The sequence below is a fragment of the Maribacter sp. ACAM166 genome (assembly GCF_005771495.1).
In the GTDB taxonomy this organism is placed as follows: Bacteria; Bacteroidota; Bacteroidia; order Flavobacteriales; family Flavobacteriaceae; genus Maribacter.
In genome coordinates, this window is record NZ_VAUW01000029.1 from 33,663 (window position 1) to 53,547 (window position 19,885).

Consider the following 19,885-nt stretch of genomic DNA (forward strand, 5'->3'; position numbering starts at 1 on the left):
TAATTAATTTCATTAATTAAACGGTTTTTTAGTTGTCCAGTTTAATACTTCTGTTTTATTTGCCCAAATGTTCCAAAGTGTCTCCAACTCCATAGCTTTATCTGGTAATACGGTAACGATGTTATTGGTCTCACTTCTGTCTTTGGACATATCGTAGAGTTCCCAATTATATTCCATAGCTTTTGACCACTCGGAAACGAGTTGTAATTGCCAAGGCGTATAGCTTTGTTACCCTCATGTTCCCAGAAAATAGGCCGTTCCGCTAAAGTTTTATTATCAAATGTTGGTGTAAGACTGATTCCTGCCAAAAGGAATAATTGAATTTTCATTGTATGTTTTCGGGTATTTGGCATTGGCGACTTCCAAGCAAGTAGCCATGATATTTATAAGATGGGTCGGGTCTTTTACAAATGTATCTTTTCGTGAAATACCATCCGGACAATGAACAATTAAAGGTGTAGCAATACCACCTTCTTGAACCCAATGCTTGTACATTCTAAATGGGGTGTTACGAGCATTTGCCCATTGCTTTCCATATCCTAAATACGTATTGGCAGCACCAGGTTGAAGGCCTTTGCCTGCTAAAACGGGTTTTCCATTTCTTGTATATTTCGGAACCATTCTTGTTTGAAGCTCATCTTTCGGCATAACTTTTATCTCGTCTCTTTCCACATCTTCATAATAGGTTACGATAGAGTCTCTGAAACCGAATTCCTCAGCAGAACCACCGTTATCCGGTAGAAAGAAAACTAATGTATTCTCCATTTCGCCCTTCGTTTTTAGGGCCGCATTATACGGCCAATACCTTGGTCCATATTATCTGCCATAGCCACATACACCTCCATGAGAGAGGAATACCATTCTTTTTGCGCTATGGTTTCCCAATCCTGCATATCATCTTTAAGTGTCAATTTCCATTCAGGCTCCAATAGTCCCATTTCTAACATTTTTTGATACTTCTGTTCCCTTAGGCTATCCCAGCCTTCAGCAAATTTACCTTTGTATTTTTTTATGTCTTTTGGTTTTGCGTGCATGGGCCAATGTGCAGCGGTATAGGGTACATAAAGAAAAAAGGGACGCTCGTCTTTATGGTTATTGATAAAGTCTACCGCATTATTTGAAATTGCCACGGTATAATAAAAATCATCAGACGGTGGAATAAACTCATTATCCCTTTTAAGAGAGTTAGGGTCATAAAAACTACCAGCTCCATGAATGGTACCAAAGAATTTATCAAAACCTCTTTGCAAAGGTCAATTATATTTTGTGGGGTTTACCTCCTCAGATTTATAAGGGGTAATATGCCATTTCCTAGACATAAAGGTGGCATAGCCTGCCTGTTTTAGCACCTCTGCTATGGTAACAGCATTCATACTTAAATCACCATCGTAAACATTTGTTCCCTGGTCATTAACCATATGACCTATACATGCGTCATGTTGATAAAGTCCTGTTAGTAGGGATGCTCTTGATGGACAACAGCGGGCGGTATTATAAAACTGAGTGAACCGTAATCCGTTTTTGGCAAGCCCATCAAGGATTGGTGTGTTGATTACACCTCCATAACATCCAATATCGGAATATCCCATATCATCTGACATAATTAAAATTATATTAGGCCTCTTTTTCTGTAACTGATCATTTTTGCAGCCGATTACTGCTAGTGAAATGCAACATGTTAAAACTACATGCTTAAATCTAATCATTGGAATACCATTCTGAATATTGAAAATTATGGAATTGAACAGTTACATCTCCACCCTTGACTTAGCTTTTGGTTGAGATTTATAAATCCACCATCCGGCAGCAATAAGTACTAATTGAATTACTATACGAACACCGGCTGCCATTTTAGTGCCAATAGCCGGTATATCTTTGGTTAAATCCCAAATATGAATAGGTAGGAATATAATCATAAGCAAAACGAAACCCAGCCCTCCCCGTTTTCTATATTTAGGTATTAATAGGGCAATACCAATGGAAGCCTCTGCAATGGATGATAAAATATGAGCAAGTGTTTCTGGAAAAAATTCGGGTATAAAATTACTATAAGATTCAGGAGCATATAAATGGTAAAATGCCCCGGAAAGCATTAAAAATGCTAAAATAAAAACGACAATAATTTGTAATATTTTCATGTTACTGTTAATTAAGTATGGTGTTAGTTACTTTACGTCTTTAAGATACTTAATTAGCTGATCTTGTTCAAGATCTTATATAAAAAAACCCTTAAATAAGGGCTTTTACATTTAATGATTCCTTCAATCTCTTAAAGAGCGCTTGTCTTTTTTTCGACCCTCTCTATTACTTTTATGCATCGTTTTTTTACTATGATTCATTTTTTTCCATTTTTCGAATTGCTCATTGGTAAGTAAAGATTTCATCTCTTTTTTATGTGCAATTTGATAATCTAATCGCTCATTTTGCATGGTGTATTTTTCTTCCGCTGTCATTTTACTACCTTCTTCTTGATGGGCCCTAAAACCTTCCATTTTTGATTTGCGAGTTTTTGCATCCTCCGTAAGAATAGATTTCATTTTTGACTGTTGCGATTCATTTAAATCTAAAGACAAAGTCATTTTTTTTGTTTGAAGCGTTGCTGTCTGGTCTGGGGTTAAATCCTTCATAGCATGTCTCTTTCCTCTTATGTTATGGTCTTGTGCCGTTGCCGATAATCCTGCCATCACTAAAATAGCCATCACTAATTTTTTCATATGTATTATTTTATTTATTTGTTCATTGGATAGGTTTTAGTCAATTAGGTTTAAAAATGAAATTGACTTTGGCAATTATTTAACGGCATTAGGAAATTTATAAAAAGCAAAAAGCGCGGCTTTTAGGCCGCGCTTTCGAGTAGGTAAGAATTGTAAATATTTTAATTCGTTTGAATTTTGTCGTGACTCTTGTACGGATTAATGACAATGTCAACCTCTTGTTCAATTGTGTTTGTGGCTAATTCTTCTTTTACTTCTGTAGTAGTAGCTTGGTGATATACTACAGATGCAAGGATAAAGCAGCTTAAATAAATGAGACTTTTTAATTTACTGGTCATGACTTGGGGGTTTTTAAATTCAAATCTAATCTAAAGAACATATAAGCATGAAAAAGCCCATTGTTGTGAAATGGGCTTTTTTTGATGTCAATGGTATTTAGAGTGTGGTAAACTGTTTTCATTCATCGATAATATTGACTCTTCATCGATACAGTCAAGAAAACGGATGAAGTTGAATATACCTATTTCGGATTCAGAATAAGGTTAATGCGTTCTAAAACATCGTCTAAATGATATTTAGTCATCGTATTTGTAGTCCGATTCCTTCCATTTCTAATGTCGTGTTTTAGAATATTTAATTCTGCTCTGGCCAAGGTTCTAATATCTGATTGACTCGTATTAACTGCAGTTGATTTTCTATATCCTCCGTAATCTGAAACTTTAGCTTGGTTATCTGCGGTCATTATATATTCCAAACGATCAATATGTGCCTTTTGTAAATTTCTTCGATACGTATCAATCGCAGTACCATTGTTAAGTTCAGACCAAATTCCTTTTCGTAGTTCGCTCATCATCTGTACTAAGGAATATGCGTCCTTAGTATTTACTGTTTCATGTTCAATGAGCCTGGCCATTTTACCTAAACTTAATACATTGTTTAATGTACGAACTTGCATGGTACGTATTTGCTCCAAAAATCCTGAATACTCTGTCCGATCAAGAATATTCTGGTCTAACATCCACATTGGCGTTTTAAATAATTGTTCATTTAGAAAGGCCATAGCTTTCATTTGGTGGGCTTTAGGAACCGCTGTATATACAGCGCCTTCTTGGTCATAGGTCTTGTGGTTTTCATAAACTCCACCAATATTATTGGTAACATGACCCATATATCTATTGAATTGGGCGAATACCTGACCGTATAATTTTTTAAGATCATCATAATTCTTACCATCTTCTGCAGTCCATTCGACAAGTTTGGGTACAATTCGTTTTAAATTGGCAATACCATACTCACTTGCTTTCATAGCATCATCACCTAAGTCTTCAGTCTGGGAACTAGGGTCAACAATATCACCTACTTGCTGATGGCCAAAACGATATAACGGATCACCAGAATGCGCCATAATCCAACTGTCTAATATCGATTTCTCTTCTTCGGCAGATGTATTCAAAATGGGGGTATATCCCCATTGAATGGCATATTTATCATATACACCAATATCGGGCATCAATGCCACCCCTTCATCACCTGGCTGTGCAATATAATTAAAGCGAGCATAATCCATAATCGATGGAGCTGTCCCATTTTTATTGGTGAATGATTTAGAACGAAGAGAATCTACAGGATAAGCAGCACTACTACCCATGTTATGTGGAAGCCCTAAAGTATGCCCAACTTCGTGTGATGAAACAAAACGAATCAATCTACCCATTACGTCATCATTGAACGAAACACCTCTTGCATCTGGGTTAATGGCCGCTGTTTGAACGAAATACCAATTCCTCAAAAGAGACATGACATTATGGTACCAATTGATATCAGATTCTAATATTTCACCACTTCGTGGATCACTAACATGTGGTCCATTGGCGTTAGGTATCGGTGAAGCCAAATAACGAACTACAGAATAGCGAACATCTTCGGCAGACCACTCTGGGTCTTCTTCTATAGAGGGAGGTTCTTTGGCTATTATTGCATTTTTGAAGCCTGCTGCCTCAAAGGCAATTTGCCAATCTTCAATGCCCTGTTTAATAAATGGAACCCATTTTTTTGGTGTTGCTCGATCCACATAATAGATAATCTGTTTTTTAGGTTCAACTAATTCACCACTATTGAACTTTTTAAGGTCTTCATCTTTTACCTCTAAACGCCATCGGTCTAGAAATTTAATGGTTTTACTTTCTTGAGCTTCCGAGCCGTAATCTACTTGTCCGCGAGCAAACCACCCTACACGTTCATCAAAATAGCGACGCTTCATGGGATCTTTAGGTAGCAATACCATAGAGTTGTTGATTTCTACCGAGATGGAGCCTAAGCTTTTATTACTTGGAGCCGCACTGGCCGAATAGGTTTTCACATGTCGAACTTCTAAATTTAAAGGATAACTTTTTACAGATTCGATATAACCTTTGCTTTCATCTAATCGCGAAACTTTATATCGTTTTCGATATTGTTCAGGCATTCCGAAAGCTTTTGTGTCCTTTGTGAAAATATCATTTACCTCAATTACTGTTGTTGGGTTTAATGAGTCTTTCTTTATTGCTTTGACATCGAATGAAAAAAGTACGGGTTCAAAATTTGAATTGACCACCGCTTCATGAACTGGTAAAGAATCTGCTGCAACGACATCATGTGAAACAACACGAAGTAGCACTTTCTTATCTTTCTTCTGCCATCGTAACACGTGGGTATTTATTTTTCCGCCACCAAAACCGATGCCAGAGGCTGTTTTGGAGATACGGCTCACCATCAACATTTCCTTGTTAAATAGAGAATCTGGTATTTCATAGAAATGATTGTCATCCACTTTGTGAACGGTAAATAGACCCTCATCAGAAATGGCGTCTTTTGTTATGACCTTATCATAGGGCTGTATAGCATCTTTCTTCGGTTTGTCAGATGTTTTTTCGGTGTCTTTTTTCTTCTTTTTAAAAATTTGAGCTTGGGTGGATTGATAGCCACAAATGCATACCAATAAGAATAATTTAAGCAGTAATTTTCTTTTCATTTCAAGTTAGTTTGGTGCTATTTCAAAGATCGAACTATTATATGAAACAGGTTGTTAATAATTTCTTAAGCCTATTTTGTAACAAAGTGATTCAAGCAGCGTCTATTTAATAGGAAGAATTATTTTTTATATTCTGAATTAGTCAATTACAAAGCCTTTGCACATGCAAGGGCTTTGTTTTTTTAGGGAATAATTAGAAAATTAGAGGTAGTATAAATTGAAACATACCAATTAGAAGTAACACGGCAATCACATTTAAGATAATGCCTGCCCGTGCCATTTCATGTACTTTAATAAAGCCGCTAGCGAAAACAATTGCATTCGGTGGTGTGGCCATAGGAAGCATAAAAGCGCAACTACTTGCAATGGTTATGGGAATTAGTAAATAAGTAATTGGAATACCTAAGCCAATAGCAATACCTGCTACAACGGGAGCCAGAACGGCTACCAAGGCAACATTACTCATTAATTCTGTCATGAATAACATTAAGACAATCAACAATGTTGCTGTAAAGAGTATGCTTAAATTACTTTGAGCAATTAAATCTGCTACCAAATCTACAATTCCGGAAACGGACATACCGTTTGCCAGTGATAATCCTCCTCCAAAAAGAATCAAAATGCCCCAGGCGAGTTTTTGCGTATCCTGCCATTGTAAAATAAAATCTCCTTTTTTGAGATTATAAGGCAATGTAAATAAGGCTATAGCGGCGAAAATACTAATTAGCGTATCTGATAAACCTAAACTTGGGAAAAGTGAATTGATCAAGGTTCTAAAAACCCAGAGAAAAATTGTGACTCCGAAAATAAAAAGCACCATTTTTTCTTTTCTAGAAGTAGGTCCTAATTTCTGTAACTCTTCATGAATGATTGTTTTAGAAGCCTTAAACTTTAAATTTTGGGTAGGAAAGAATAATTTCGTCAATACAAAATAGCTTATTGTAATCATAACTAGAGCAAAGGGTAGTCCTATGGTCATCCATTTTAAAAATGAAATTTCAATTTGATATTCATTTTCCAATAAACCTATCAATACAGAATTTGGCGGTGTTCCTATAACAGTAGCAATACCACCAGCATTGGCAGCGAATGCGATACCTAGCATTACGCTTAATGCAAAATTACGGTCACGTTTGGTGAAACCATCTGCATCTTCAATTAACAAATTGATTACGGACATTGCAATGGGTAGCATAACAACCGTACTGGCAGTATTGCTAATCCACATACTTAAAACAGCCGTGGCAATCATAAAACCGAGCACAACTCTATTTGCTGTTGTACCGGTAAGACGTATGATGTTTAAAGCAATGCGTTTGTGAAGATTTACTTTTTCTAAGGCTAGGGCCATGACAAAACCACCAAAAAACAGAAATACAATCGGACTACCGTAATTAGCACCGACATCACCTATAGGCATAATTTTTAGTAATGGAAATAGCAGTAAAGGCAATAGTGCAGTCACTGATATGGATACTGCCTCGGTAACCCACCAAATCACCATCCAAAGTGCAACAGCAATAACAGCATCTGCATTTGGTGTGATAAGTGGGGTCGGTAAATTAATCAGGATAAAAAATAAGATGGGACCTAGAAAAAGTCCTACTTTACTGCTTAGGTTCATTCTGGTTGGTTTAGCGCGCTCCTAAGCTAATATTATTTATCCTAATTATACCTAGTTTAAAACTTCAACAAAAAGCACATCATCAACCTTAAAAACTTTCGCAAGTTGTTGCTTAGTTATTCCTTTCAGGCCTTTATCCCAAGCTTTATTGCTTAAATCAGCTTTGCTTTTCAATAGTTCTAACTCCAGTTTTCTATCCTTTTTTAAGATTTCAAAAATTATTTTTTCGTTGTCAGATAATTGTAAGGGTTTTTTCTCGGGTCTCATTTGAGGGAAGAATAATACCTCTTGTATCGATGAATTATTGGTCATTAACATTACCAAACGATCAATACCAATACCAATACCAGAAGTTGGTGGCATACCATATTCAAGCGCTCTAAGAAAATCTTGGTCGATAAACATGGCTTCATCATCCCCCTTTTCAGATAGTTTTAATTGCTCTTCAAAACGCTCTCTTTGTTCGACTGGGTCATTAAGCTCAGAATAGGCATTGGCCAATTCCTTACCGTTCACCATCAGCTCAAAGCGTTCTGTAAGTGCAGGGTTGCTGCGATGCTCTTTGGTAAGCGGACTCATCTCTTTTGGATAGTCGGTTATAAAGGTTGGCTGCACATAAAAATGCTCACATTTCTCGCCAAAAATCTCATCGATGAGTTTACCAATACCCATAGTTTCATCTACTTCTATGCCTAAAGTTTTAGCCGTTTCACGAAGTTCATCTTCGGGCATACCGGCGACATCAAGACCTGTGTGTATTTTAATGGCTTCTAAAATAGGTATTCTTGCATAAGGTGCCTTGAATTCAATTTCATGCTTACCAACAGTTATTTTGGTGGCATTATTGGTATCCACAGCAATTTTCTCCAATAATTTTTCCGTAGTATCCATCATCCAATTATAGTCCTTATACGCTACGTAAAGTTCCATTACCGTAAACTCAGGATTGTGGGTACGGTCCATTCCCTCATTTCGGAAATCTTTTGAAAATTCATAAACGCCGTCAAAGCCACCTACAATCAATCTTTTTAAATAGAGTTCATTGGCAATTCTTAAATACAAGGGAATATTAAGTGCATTGTGATGCGTTAAAAAAGGTCGAGCGGTCGCGCCACCAGGTATAGGTTGTAGAATAGGAGTTTCTACTTCCAAGTATCCTTTTTCATTATAAAATTCACGAATGCTATTGGTTATTTTGGTCCTTTTAATAAAGGTCTCTTTAACCTTTGGGTTAACCACCAAATCTACATACCGTTGACGGTAACGTAATTCTGGGTCATTGAATTCGTCATACACCTTACCTTCTGCATCCTTTTTAGGTAATGGCAATGGTCTAAGCGATTTGCTGAGCATGGTAAATTTCTTTACCATAATTGTTTTCTCCCCTACTTGGGTGGTGAAAAGTTCTCCTTCGATACCAATAATATCTCCAATATCCAATAGTTTTTTATAGACATCGTTGTAAAGGGTTTTATCCTCACCAGTACATATTTCATCTCTATTAAAATAGACTTGAATACGACCTGAACTATCTTGAAGTTCTGCAAATGATGCTTTGCCTTGAATACGACGAGACATCAGTCGACCAGCAACAATTACCTTTTTACCGTCCTCATAATTAGATTTTATACTTGCAGATGTAGCATCTACAGGGTATAAAGCGGCCGGGTAAGGATTAATCCCCAGTGCTCTTAATTTATCTAATTTTTCCCTTCTGATTAGCTCTTGCTCTGATAATTGCATGCCGTCGTTTATTTAGCTGGCAAATATAAACGATATGTATTAATCTTTCAATCTCGAAAGGACTAAAGGATACAGGCGCTCTTTAAATTTTTCATAACCTATACCAGAAGGATACAAACCGTCTTTAGCTACAAGTTCTGGCCGTTCCAATCCTTTTCTCGTAATATCAGTAATTTTAAGGAATGTTACACTCTCAGCTTTTGATACGGATTCAGCATACATGATATAGCGTTCTATTTCAATTGAAATTTTAATACTACCAATAGTTTCACCATAGTGCGTGAAGTAATACTTTGGTATCGAGAGTACTACGACTTTTTTTTAGTCGCCACTACTAAAATCGATTGCCTTGTGCTATAGGTAAGAGAACTTGGCTTCATAGTGTGAATATGGTTTAGATTGAAATTGATTGTTTATACCAATCAACAAGGTTACCAAGTTATAATTTGCAGATTCTCGACCACTGACGCCTGTTGTAAGTTGGTCTGTTCTACAGCCTGTTAGTGCGGTAATCGTAATTTTTAAATCGAGATCAAAATTTGTTTCAATCTTGTTACCTAGTTGGGTGGAAAAGCTTTCGCCTACTGTATAACTTGTCAGTAAGGGCCAAATAGCTCCAAATTTTAGGATTTTATTTCTCGTTTAAAACGAATTATCAGACACACTACAAGATGATCTGATTGTGAACAATAGGAATGGCATAGCTATTTTAAAAATCATAAAGGTGTTTTTCATGTGTAGCTAACAAATTAGAAAAAGAAATGGTTTTAAATTTTATCAAAAATAGTGTAACAGGTTAGTCAATGTGACGACAAATAGGTACATCAATCAATCTAAATAATAATCAAATGAGTTTTATTCGAGTCTTACTCGCTATTTTTTTTCCACCACTAGCTGTTTTAGGAAAAGGGTGTGGTTCTTTTTTAATTGTGTTACTACTAACTTTTTGTGGTTGGGTACCTGGTGTTATAGCCGCATTGGTGATTCTCAACAACCCAAATTAAAATTACGATACAGCCAAATTTATCATCAATCGCATTTAGCTTTGTATCTTTGTAGTAATGAACAAGGAAGTGGTTTTTACGGATTTAGGACTAAAGGATTATAAGGAAACCTGGGGTTTTCAAGAGAAACTTTTTAAGGAAATTATAGACCTTAAAATAAAAAACAGAAGGGAAGGGCAAAGTTTGGAAACGCCAAATTATCTTCTTATAGTGGAACATCCACATGTATATACCCTTGGTAAAAGTGGCGATATTGAAAATCTTTTGGTAAATGAAAACCAATTAGCGGCAAAAGGAGCTAAATTTTATAAAATAAACAGGGGAGGGGATATCACCTATCACGGTCCTGGTCAAATTGTTGTTTATCCTATCCTGGACTTGGATAATTTCTTTACCGACATTCATAAATACTTACGATTCTTGGAAGAAACGGTCATTCTTACTTTAGCGGATTATGGACTAAAAGCCGAACGTTCACAAGGAGAGACGGGTGTATGGTTGGATGTTGGTACTCCATTTGCTAGAAAAATATGTGCTCTGGGCGTGCGGGCTTCACGTTGGGTGACCATGCATGGTTTCGCCTTGAACGTCAATGCAGACCTGGGTTATTTTGATTTAATGATCCCCTGTGGAATTAAGGGTAAAGCAGTTACGTCTTTAAATGTAGAAGTAGGGAAAAAAGAGGTTGATATGGATGAAGTAAAACAAAGGTTGTTACAGCATTTTGAAGTGCTTTTTGAGGCTGAGGTGATAAAAAAGAAAACCTCGGTATAGACCAAGGTTTTCTTTTTTAAAATCGTTTAATGATTATTTTGAATACGCTGTAAGTTCAGTGCTCGCCATCAAATTTCCATTTTTTTTATAGGTTTCTTGTTTTACCATTCCCACTCCTTCCGCTAGCCAAACCCTTGAAGGATAGACTTGATTTACCATCATCATCTTAGATTGGTTTTCACTATATATAACATAGCAATCATAAGTTCCGGCTGGAGTAGTCACGTTTTCTTTTTTTTCAACTTTTCTATTTTTCATATCCACAACCATATTCATGTTAATACCGCTCATTCCAATTTTCATGGTCACATTGGCATCACTTAGATTTTGACCAACGCTTAAATCATTCGGTATTTCAATATCATTGCCAGAAATATCAATATCCATATCACCATATTGTTCCATCATTTCACTAGGTAATAGAGATTCGAAATCTAACGTGACCATATTTCCAGAACACGATAACTTATAGTCGGTACTATAGATATCTTTTCCTTTTTCATCCTTTAGGTTAATGGCCATTGTCGCATTGGTAATACTCCCATCTGTATCCACCTCAGTAACCTTGTACGAACTCACGCCTTCAACCTTCCCCTTTTTATTGTAATTCGTGTATTCCATAGCAACTCCTTCGGTCATAGGATAGAACTTACTACAATTATTTTGTGCTATGCTATTGGAAGTGCCAACTATAAAAAGTATAAAGGCGGTTAATGTAATTTTCATTTTCGTTCTTGTATTAAGATTATTGTTTTATAAATTCTACCCGTCTGTTCTGTGCTTTCCCATCTAAGGAGCCATTATCTCCAACGGGTACTGATTCCCCTTTTCCATCGCTGGTTAGTCTGTTGGAGTCAATTCCATAGACGTTCACCAAGGTTCTCTTAACAGCCTCCGCCCTGTTCTTGGATAGAGTCATGTTAGCGCTTTCCTCCCCATCTGCATCGGTATGCCCAACTATTTTAAGGTTCATGCTAGATTCTTGTTTTAATACTTGGGATATTTGTAAGATGATACCCATGGACTGTGGTTGAATATTTGCCGAGCCACTATCGAAGAGAATGCCGTTGGTGGATATTTTGCCATCCGCTAACAGTTTTTGCCTTAAGTCTAACCCGCCCTTTTTTACCTTAAAGTTGCTTATGTAAAGATTCTCCTCATTAATATCCGTGCCACTTATCGAGAGCTTTATGGCACGCATAGTTATATTTGAAGGCAAAAGTCTGGGTACATCCACAAATTTCCCTTCATTGATCCAAAACCTAAAACGTTGTTTATTCACTGCTACCGAAATATGGTGGGGTTCGAGTACGGTTTGCCGAATATCTCCTGCAACGCCACTCCGAATTTCGCGTTTTCCGTTAATATTGTTTTCAATAATAATATCCCTTGCGATGAACTGGCATAAAGGGTATTCGATAAAACCATAATTCTTGGGTTTGTCAAAGGTATTATTGTCACCAACCATAATCTGTAAATGGGCTGTCGAAGAGGTTTTTTGGTTAAGTCCATCTGTAATTACATCAAACTCAAAGGTAAACTCCTCGGGAAGATCAATCACATCAGGAATATAGGAGGTATTATAGCCAGGTAAGATTTTAAGCCATTTGCTGTTCGTTTCCTCAATATTGACCAATTCACCACCACCATTCGTATTCCATTTTGCGGGAAAATCGCCCACAAAATCGTTGGAAAAATCATCAAAGAACAGCTGTTTATCACCTGGAACAAAATCGAACTTACTATATATTGCTAAGGATTTGGGTATTGAAGAATTTATACTTTCAGCTTTATTGTCGACTTGAGAGTTTTCTTCTGAAGAAGGTTTTCCTTTATTTTCTTCACCCGTTGGAATAGGGAGTTTATTTTCATTTTTTGTACCAGGCTCCAAAATACTGTCCAAGGCAGCATCGGTCTTTTTGGAAGTTTCATTCTCTACCCTCCGTTCCACAGTCCTTTTTGCGGCACGTTCAGCCGCTTTCCCTAGCTTTTTTATGAATTGGCTTTGTACTGGGTTGGCGAAGGCCAATGTTAACAATACAACAACTAAAAGGCTATTACACTTTTTCGTGATTTTCATTTTGTTTGTTTTAGCGCTAAGAGTAGGATTTACCAAGACGTCCCAAAAAATCAAATGTCTATGAGATGGCTTATTTTATAACTTACTAAAAATAAGAGAATTAGATGGATATTCGACTTTGAATAATATATTTGGAGGTTCTAATTGTGTGGACGGTGTATAAACCTGTATAAATTGTTTTCGGTAAAATCAATTTATTTTATAAACCTTTAGGGTGTTGTCTTGGTCCTTAAGAACCAATTCTGCTTTATGGTCATTATCCATATCCGCCATATCTATGATTGAACTTCCAAAAACAGGAAAGTTAGGTATGGATACGGCTTGACTATCGAATAGATAAATTTTTTGGTTCTGTATATCGGTGACCGACACATAAATTTTATCATTAAGATAGAAAATAGTCGGTTTGGAATACACACCAAGTTCTAATTGTATTTTTTTATCACGTATTCGTAAAACATTGTCATTCATAATAACTAATGTTCTTGAAGTGGCATCCATACCGTGGTCTTTAGCCATATTTAGGTTGCTTGTAGTAATATTTCCTTTGGCGTCAATTTGAAATAGAAGACCTTCAGACGAAGTGAAGGTGAATTTATTTTGGTAGAGTTTAATCTCGTTTTCAGAAAACGAGAACTTATCCTTTACGGTCACTCGTGTATTTCCAACCCGGTTTAAAATTTTTAATTGACCGTTTTTCAATTTAAAAATGAGGTAGTCTTTTTTTCCAATTCTAAAATGTTGTGGGGCTTCTAATATATCTGCTTCTGCAGTATCGTATTTAAAACCTTTGACTATTTCGCCTTTACTATTAAACATGAAAACCTTCTCATTTTGAGTTACCAAAAAACGATAATTTTTTTTGCCTTCGTAATCGAATACGGAAAGAGGGTTCAAGTTGCCACCAGTGAATTTCTTGGTAAAGGGCTTAACTTCTTTTCCGTTTCTATCTACTATTAAAAACTCGTTATTAGTGGTAAACGCAAATTGCAATTTACTGTTTTTAAAAAGGTCTACTTGGTGCACTTTGCCTTGTATGGTGCCTTCCAATTGCTTTTTCCATAGTATCTTTCCGCTATTCGAAATTAAATATAGAATGTTCTCTTGGTCTTGAACAATAATTTCTTTCCTCCGATTATTATGATTCGTTACAAATTGAGGTAAGACAGCTAGGTCTGTATTAAACTGAACTTCGAAAGCAGAAGAAACAGTATTGCTTTCAGACTCTTGTGTGATTTTTTTAATTAAGAAGTTTGCGTGGTAAAACCCATCATCGGCTATAAGTTGAGAACCAAAAACATAGTCGGAAAGCTTACTTTTTTCAAATGTTACGCTTAATGTTTTCGAAACGGATTCGTTTAAAATAGCAGTGGTACCTTTTAAATTAGAAACAGTCAAAATACTTGATGAGGAGGTAAGCTTATTTTCAGCATTTCTGAATAAATTACTTGTATTGAACGTATCACCTGCTTTATACTTCGTTAATAGTAATTGGAGGGTGCTTTTTGTCTTGGAAAATACTAATGTGTTTTCAATGACACTTGAATAATTGAAGGTAGACTCGCCAATTAGAGGTTCAATAGGTTTAAAAATTTTAGAAGTTGAATTCAACTCCCATATTTCATTCCCGTTATATTCTTCGGTTGCTACCTTTTCTTCATTTATGTAATCTAAAAGTGTTGCTGTGCCATAGGTTCTTAAAAGTAGAATTTTCTCATTCTCAATTTCTGCTATTCCAATTTCTTCAACGGTGTTTAAAAGAGAATCTAAAGTTGTTGCCTTATAGTTATTTATGGTTTTATTGTTCGAGTATATTTTAAATTCGTTGAAGCCAAATGATTTATAATAAGTTATATCACTTGGTAGTAGGGATGATGTATTGTTAGGTATAGGGTTGGTGCCGTTAAACAGGTTTAGAAAATGGTGTTTTTTTGTGTTAGGTTTTGTGACTCCATTTAGTACAATTTCTGAATCTTTTAGGGTAAGGTCAAGTGAAATCCAACTTGCAAAATTTGATATACTTTGATCTTTGGAAAAGAGCTGATTTAATAAAAACGCTCCATTTTCAATATCAAGCCAAATATTAAGAATTTTCTCTGAATTAGAAATGGAATAAAAACTATGTAAAGATGGATTAATGTTTTCTTGGTCATTAGAATCGATAAGATTCTTCAACAATGTTTGAGACGAGCTTACTACGGAATAGTTTTCAATATATGTGCTAAAAAAAAGCAAATCTTCAATCTGATATTTTGTTATGTTACTAGAATTATAGGAAAGTGTCTCTATACTTTTTTTGGAAAGATTATCCCAGTTTATAAAAGAAAGGCTATCGTTAGTAATATACGTAAAATCAAAATTGAGGCTGTCTGTGGCAGAAAATGCAAGTAATCCGTTCTTTTGATCTGTAAGATAATTTAAGGGTTGTATCGTGCTTTTAATTTTAGCTAATGGGTTGAATGTTTCTAGTTTTTCTACAATGTTATTACTAGAAAGTTCATCTTTAAGAGTCTCAAAATCATTTATTTTAAACACTAATGCGACGTTGTTCGGTACTAAATTTAAAATATAATTCTCCGTCTTAATTTTGCTAGTGCAGGTTATGCATAAAAATAGAATCAATATAGATAATAGGGTATGCCTCATGCAGAAATTTTTAAACAAAGTTATACTATTTGTACTACGAAGACTGGTTGTCTGCTAAAAGCTTAAAACTCATTCTATGGTATTTAGTTGGGCCATATTTTTTAATTGCGGCCCTGTGTTCTTTGGTCGGGTATCCTTTATTTTTTTTCCAGTTATACATTGGGTATTCAGAATGTAATTGAAGCATGTAGGCATCCCTAGCGGTCTTAGCCAATACAGAGGCCGCTGCTATACTGGTATATTTAGAATCACCTTTAATGATGCATGAATAGGGTATATCATTATATGGCTTGAATCTATTACCATCTACAATGATATAAGAAGGAATAGTTGATAATAAGTCAATAGCCTTGTGCATTGCCAAGATTGATGCGTTTAAAATGTTTATATCATCAATGGTATCGGGATATACATGGGCTATACCGTAACAAACACTTTCATTTTTTAAGAGAGGTTCTAAAAGAGTTCTTTTTTTTTCAGACAAGAGCTTGGAATCGTTTAAAATGGAATTTTCAAAAGTTGATGGTAGAATTATGGCTGCAGCGGTAACTGGTCCTGCCAAACAACCTCTTCCGGCTTCATCAGTACCAGTTTCGTTAAAATTTTTATATTTTTTTTTAAGCATTATGTTCCACTTAACTCTTAATTTGCAATTTTACGATATTTCTAAGTTCAAGTCATAAGTGCAACACGAATATTTAAAACAGATGGGGCTAGCCCTATCTGTTTTAGGCTCAATATTTATATTCGTCTTGCATTAAAAATGATAAACAACGTTGTTTTTTTAAAGATATCAAATTCAGTCACTACTTAAGGTACTATTATTGCAAACAGTAATAACTAGTCAAATAGGTGTATTTAAGAGTACTATTAACCGAGAATTGAAGCGCAACATACCTAAGCAATGACGAACTGCCGGACGTTATATCGTTGAGAACGCTCAGGTCAAGACCAATTTACGCCACAGTAGCAAGCCTAAACGGATAACTATTGACCGAAGATCTTAAAAAACGCATCAAAGAGCTTATGAGCTATAGAAGTAGAGCCCAGAGCTCATAACAAATCGACTGAACAAAGAGTCCGGGTATTGTGTAACCCAAGAAACTATATACAAGTGGATATGGACAGCAAAGCACAGTAATCATTATAATCATGCGAAGTATAAAAGACTATGTAAACATCAGCGTCATACAGGGCGAAGACAAAAACGCAATAACACCTATAATAAGCGCAGCGCCATTACCGGTTGCGTAGGTGTTAATCACCAACCACAAGTTGTGGACAATCGTTACCGCATTAGTGATATAGAAGTAGATCTTATGATGGGAAGAAACCATAAGTTAGCGCTATTGGTAATGACCGACAGGGCAACCTTGGTTACAATAATTGAAAAGCTTAATAGTAAAAACGCAAATGAAGTCTACCAAAGAATGAACGAGCGACTTACTAACTTCGACTCACCATGGATTAAGACACTGAAATTTTATAATGTAAAGGAATTTGCCTATCACTATAAAATTGCTAAATAATTAAAGGGAAAAACCTATTTAACTAGACCCTATTCGTCTAATAATAAGGGTTCTGTATAAAATAATATAGGCGTTATAAGGCGATTTTCCCCAAAGAAAACTGACCCTAGAGAAGTCTCGAACAAAAGAATAAAAGAAGTAGAAAGATTACTAAATTACAGACCAATTAGAAAGTTTAATTACAATAACCCTATTGAAGTCCTAAAAAATAAGTGTGTTGAACTTATGGGTTGAACTCAGCTGTTTATTATTAAGTATGATACTTAAACTTTCACATTTACTTAGGAACAAAAAAATTAACTTTGCAACGGTAACCACGCTTCATGAAATATATAGTTCTAGTTTTATTACTCTTCACGTCTTCTATTACGTTAGGTCAGGAAGAAATTGAAAAAACAGAAAAGAAACCTGATTCGCTTTCAGTATTAAAAAAGACTAAACCCCTAAATCCTATTGAAAAGAAAAGAAACGACACGGTTGGTTTGACAATTAGGGATTATAAGATGATCACTTTTGCAAGGGATACTACATATTTAGATACGACCCTTACAATACAAAAAGAGTATACATACAATTACCTAAGAAAAGACGATTTTGAGTTGATGTCTTTTGCTAATATAGGTGAGGTATATAATTCGCTTGGTGTAGATTTAGAGAGGGTAAATATTTACCCTAGTCTGGGAGCAATGGCCAAGGATCAAAAGTATTTAGAAAAGGAACAGATTGTATATTATAATGTTCCGACACCAATGACAGAGCTTTTCTTTAAAACCACCTTGGAGCAAGGGCAGTTGTTAGACGCCAATTTAGCCTTCAATACATCTAGAAGACTTAATTTTTCTATTGGTTATATAGGGCATCGTTCTTTGGGTAAGTATAATTCGAATCAAATTCAATCTGGAAATTTCACGATAACTACCAATTATGTATCAAAAAATAGTAGATATGCGTTGAGGGCACATATTGCTGCGCAGAATATTTTGTCTCAAGAAAATGGTGGATTGATTGATAAAGAACTTCAATTTGAATCGGGTGATCCAGACTACATAAATAGACCTAGGGTTGATGTTCGTTTTGATAATGCGGATAACAAAATATTAGGCAAGCGATATTACTTAGATCATATATACAAATTAATCAGAAAACAATTGGATTCCACCCGAACGGAGAAAACATCATTGTCCATAGGTCATGTTTTTGATTATGAAACCAAATACTATCAATTTATACAATCACCGAATGATACTATTTTTGGGGATGCAATACTTTCTGAGGTTAATGATAAAGCATATTTAAAAACCTTTTATAATGAAGTCAATGCTCAGTTCTATAATAGAACTTTGGGCAAGCTAACGGGTAGTGTCAATATTTATAATTATGATTACTTTTTTAATAGCCAGTTTATTACCGAAGAAGGAGTTGTTATTCCGAATAGGTTGAACGGAACAGAGATTGCAATAGGAGGGAAGTACGAAAAACGTATTCGAGGTTTTGATTTCAATGCAAATTTCAATTATAACCTTTCGGGTAGTTTAACGGGTAATCTTTTAGATGCCTCTGCATCTTATACTATTAATAAGGGTAACATATTGAAATTCTCACTTCATACATCCACAAGGTTACCTAATTTCAATTACCTTTTATATCAAAGTGAGTATTTAAACTATAATTGGGATAATAGCGGGGTTTTTGAGAAGGAGAGAGTAAGTAGTCTTATGGGGGAGCTGAATTCAAGTACCTGGGGTAAGGTGATGCTAAAGTATAGTAATTTGGATAACTATAGTTATTTCGCTTCAGATATTGATACTGCTATTGAGGAAGGTATGGAACAAGCCTTTATTAAGCCACTACAGGAAGCTAAAGGTGTTTCTTATTTGAAGGTGAAGTATGAGAAAGAATTTAAGGTAGGTATGTTTGCTTTGAACAATACGGTGATGTATCAAAACGTAACTCAAGATAATCAAGTGTTGAATCTACCTCAATTTGTCACTAGAAACACATTGTATTTTTCTTCCGATGTTTTTAAGAAAGCAATGTACCTGCAGACAGGAATTACCTTCAAATATTTTACCAGTTATAATATGAATGCATATAACCCTATTCTGGGAGAGTTCTATGTTCAGAATAAAGAAGAGTTGGGAGGATACCCGTTATTAGATTTTTTCATAAATGCACGAATTAAGCAAACACGTATTTATTTAAAGGCAGAACATTTTAATTCTTCTTTTTCTGGTTATAATTACTACGCAGCTCCTAATTACCCCTATCGTGATTTTGTAATTCGGTTTGGTCTAGTGTGGAATTTCTTCTCTTAGTTGTATGGGTGTTGTCTATAAAGTATTGATACTATGAATATTACTAGGGTTCTTGTAGTTTTTAAACATGTAATCATTTGATTTTAAAGGATGTAGGTATGAGTAGTATTTTTTTAAAGTTTGTGGTATTGTAATTATCAGTAAATCAATAGCATAACGGTATATTGAGAAAAACTTCATTTTTTTTCTATAAAAAGTGTTGAGTGTTTGGAAATAGGGTGTACATTTGCAGCCCGCTAACGAGGAAGACAGTGTCTAAATCAGTGGTCGGAAACAAGTTCATATAGATGTTGATTTAACTGGCGAAAAAAAAGAATTATTTTTTCTTAAAAAAGTTGTCGGGTTAAGAAACAGTTGTATATTTGCAGCCGCTTAGGGAAACACCTAAGGGAAACAGAGGTCTAAAAGTCGAGAGATGGAAGTCCTTTTATAGAAGTTCATTGAAA

The 19,885-nt window shown here is 35.4% G+C and carries 15 protein-coding genes and 1 pseudogene; 4 read left to right on the forward strand and 12 right to left on the reverse strand.

Annotated features, from left to right (window positions below):
• Positions 1-12: 12 nt before the first annotated feature.
• The 8 genes and pseudogenes from ES765_RS21830 to ES765_RS16190 form a co-directional block, all read right to left on the reverse strand.
• Positions 13-177: a hypothetical protein gene (locus ES765_RS21830; protein WP_171017327.1), complete on the reverse strand. Its 165-nt coding sequence runs from the start codon at positions 175-177 to the stop codon at positions 13-15.
• Positions 178-276: 99 nt separating this feature from the next.
• Positions 277-1,706, reverse strand: a pseudogene (locus ES765_RS22410) (sulfatase-like hydrolase/transferase).
• A 42-nt stretch (positions 1,707-1,748) separates the two neighbouring features.
• A complete protein-coding gene (locus tag ES765_RS16165) occupies positions 1,749-2,138 on the reverse strand; it encodes a hypothetical protein (RefSeq protein ID WP_138115347.1) in 390 nt (129 codons plus the stop codon).
• Between the two features lie 123 nt (positions 2,139-2,261).
• Positions 2,262-2,714 (reverse strand): hypothetical protein, encoded by a 453-nt coding sequence (locus ES765_RS16170; protein WP_138115348.1) that lies wholly within the window; start codon positions 2,712-2,714, stop codon positions 2,262-2,264.
• A gap of 520 nt (positions 2,715-3,234) precedes the next feature.
• Positions 3,235-5,724, reverse strand: a complete 2,490-nt coding sequence (locus ES765_RS16175) for a zinc-dependent metalloprotease (RefSeq protein ID WP_138115349.1) — start codon at positions 5,722-5,724, stop codon at positions 3,235-3,237.
• Positions 5,725-5,917: 193 nt separating this feature from the next.
• The gene (locus ES765_RS16180; RefSeq protein WP_138115350.1) at positions 5,918-7,348 is read right to left on the reverse strand and encodes an SLC13 family permease; all 1,431 of its coding nucleotides are present in this window, start codon (positions 7,346-7,348) and stop codon (positions 5,918-5,920) included.
• Positions 7,349-7,399: 51 nt separating this feature from the next.
• Positions 7,400-9,091, reverse strand: a complete 1,692-nt coding sequence (lysS, locus tag ES765_RS16185; RefSeq protein ID WP_138115351.1) for a lysine--tRNA ligase — start codon at positions 9,089-9,091, stop codon at positions 7,400-7,402.
• Between the two features lie 39 nt (positions 9,092-9,130).
• Positions 9,131-9,313 (reverse strand): hypothetical protein, encoded by a 183-nt coding sequence (locus ES765_RS16190; protein WP_138115352.1) that lies wholly within the window; start codon positions 9,311-9,313, stop codon positions 9,131-9,133.
• 626 nt (positions 9,314-9,939) lie between these two features.
• Here ES765_RS16190 and ES765_RS16195 point away from each other — a divergent pair.
• Both ES765_RS16195 and lipB read left to right on the forward strand, forming a co-directional pair.
• Complete coding sequence (locus ES765_RS16195) at positions 9,940-10,095, forward strand: YqaE/Pmp3 family membrane protein (protein WP_091873956.1); 156 nt, start codon at positions 9,940-9,942, stop codon at positions 10,093-10,095.
• A 57-nt stretch (positions 10,096-10,152) separates the two neighbouring features.
• Positions 10,153-10,869 carry a lipoyl(octanoyl) transferase LipB gene (lipB, locus tag ES765_RS16200; RefSeq protein ID WP_138115353.1) on the forward strand — a complete coding sequence of 239 codons (717 nt, stop codon included), beginning with the start codon at positions 10,153-10,155 and terminating at the stop codon, positions 10,867-10,869.
• 33 nt (positions 10,870-10,902) lie between these two features.
• Here lipB and ES765_RS16205 read toward each other — a convergent pair whose 3' ends face one another.
• The 4 genes from ES765_RS16205 to ES765_RS16220 form a co-directional block, all read right to left on the reverse strand.
• Positions 10,903-11,595 (reverse strand): DUF3108 domain-containing protein, encoded by a 693-nt coding sequence (locus tag ES765_RS16205; protein ID WP_138115354.1) that lies wholly within the window; start codon positions 11,593-11,595, stop codon positions 10,903-10,905.
• Positions 11,596-11,614: 19 nt separating this feature from the next.
• Positions 11,615-12,949: an OmpA family protein gene (locus ES765_RS16210; protein ID WP_138115355.1), complete on the reverse strand. Its 1,335-nt coding sequence runs from the start codon at positions 12,947-12,949 to the stop codon at positions 11,615-11,617.
• Between the two features lie 189 nt (positions 12,950-13,138).
• Positions 13,139-15,595 carry a ribonuclease HII gene (locus tag ES765_RS16215; RefSeq protein ID WP_138115356.1) on the reverse strand — a complete coding sequence of 819 codons (2,457 nt, stop codon included), beginning with the start codon at positions 15,593-15,595 and terminating at the stop codon, positions 13,139-13,141.
• 34 nt (positions 15,596-15,629) lie between these two features.
• On the reverse strand, positions 15,630-16,220 hold the full coding sequence (locus ES765_RS16220; RefSeq protein ID WP_138115357.1) for a ribonuclease HII: 591 nt from the start codon (positions 16,218-16,220) through the stop codon (positions 15,630-15,632).
• A gap of 442 nt (positions 16,221-16,662) precedes the next feature.
• Between ES765_RS16220 and ES765_RS16225 the strand changes: the two genes are divergently transcribed.
• Together ES765_RS16225 and ES765_RS16230 are read left to right on the forward strand one after the other, a co-directional pair.
• Positions 16,663-17,124: an IS30 family transposase gene (locus ES765_RS16225; RefSeq protein ID WP_317131434.1), complete on the forward strand. Its 462-nt coding sequence runs from the start codon at positions 16,663-16,665 to the stop codon at positions 17,122-17,124.
• A 323-nt stretch (positions 17,125-17,447) separates the two neighbouring features.
• Positions 17,448-19,439 (forward strand): putative porin, encoded by a 1,992-nt coding sequence (locus ES765_RS16230; protein WP_138115359.1) that lies wholly within the window; start codon positions 17,448-17,450, stop codon positions 19,437-19,439.
• Positions 19,440-19,885: the final 446 nt, after the last annotated feature.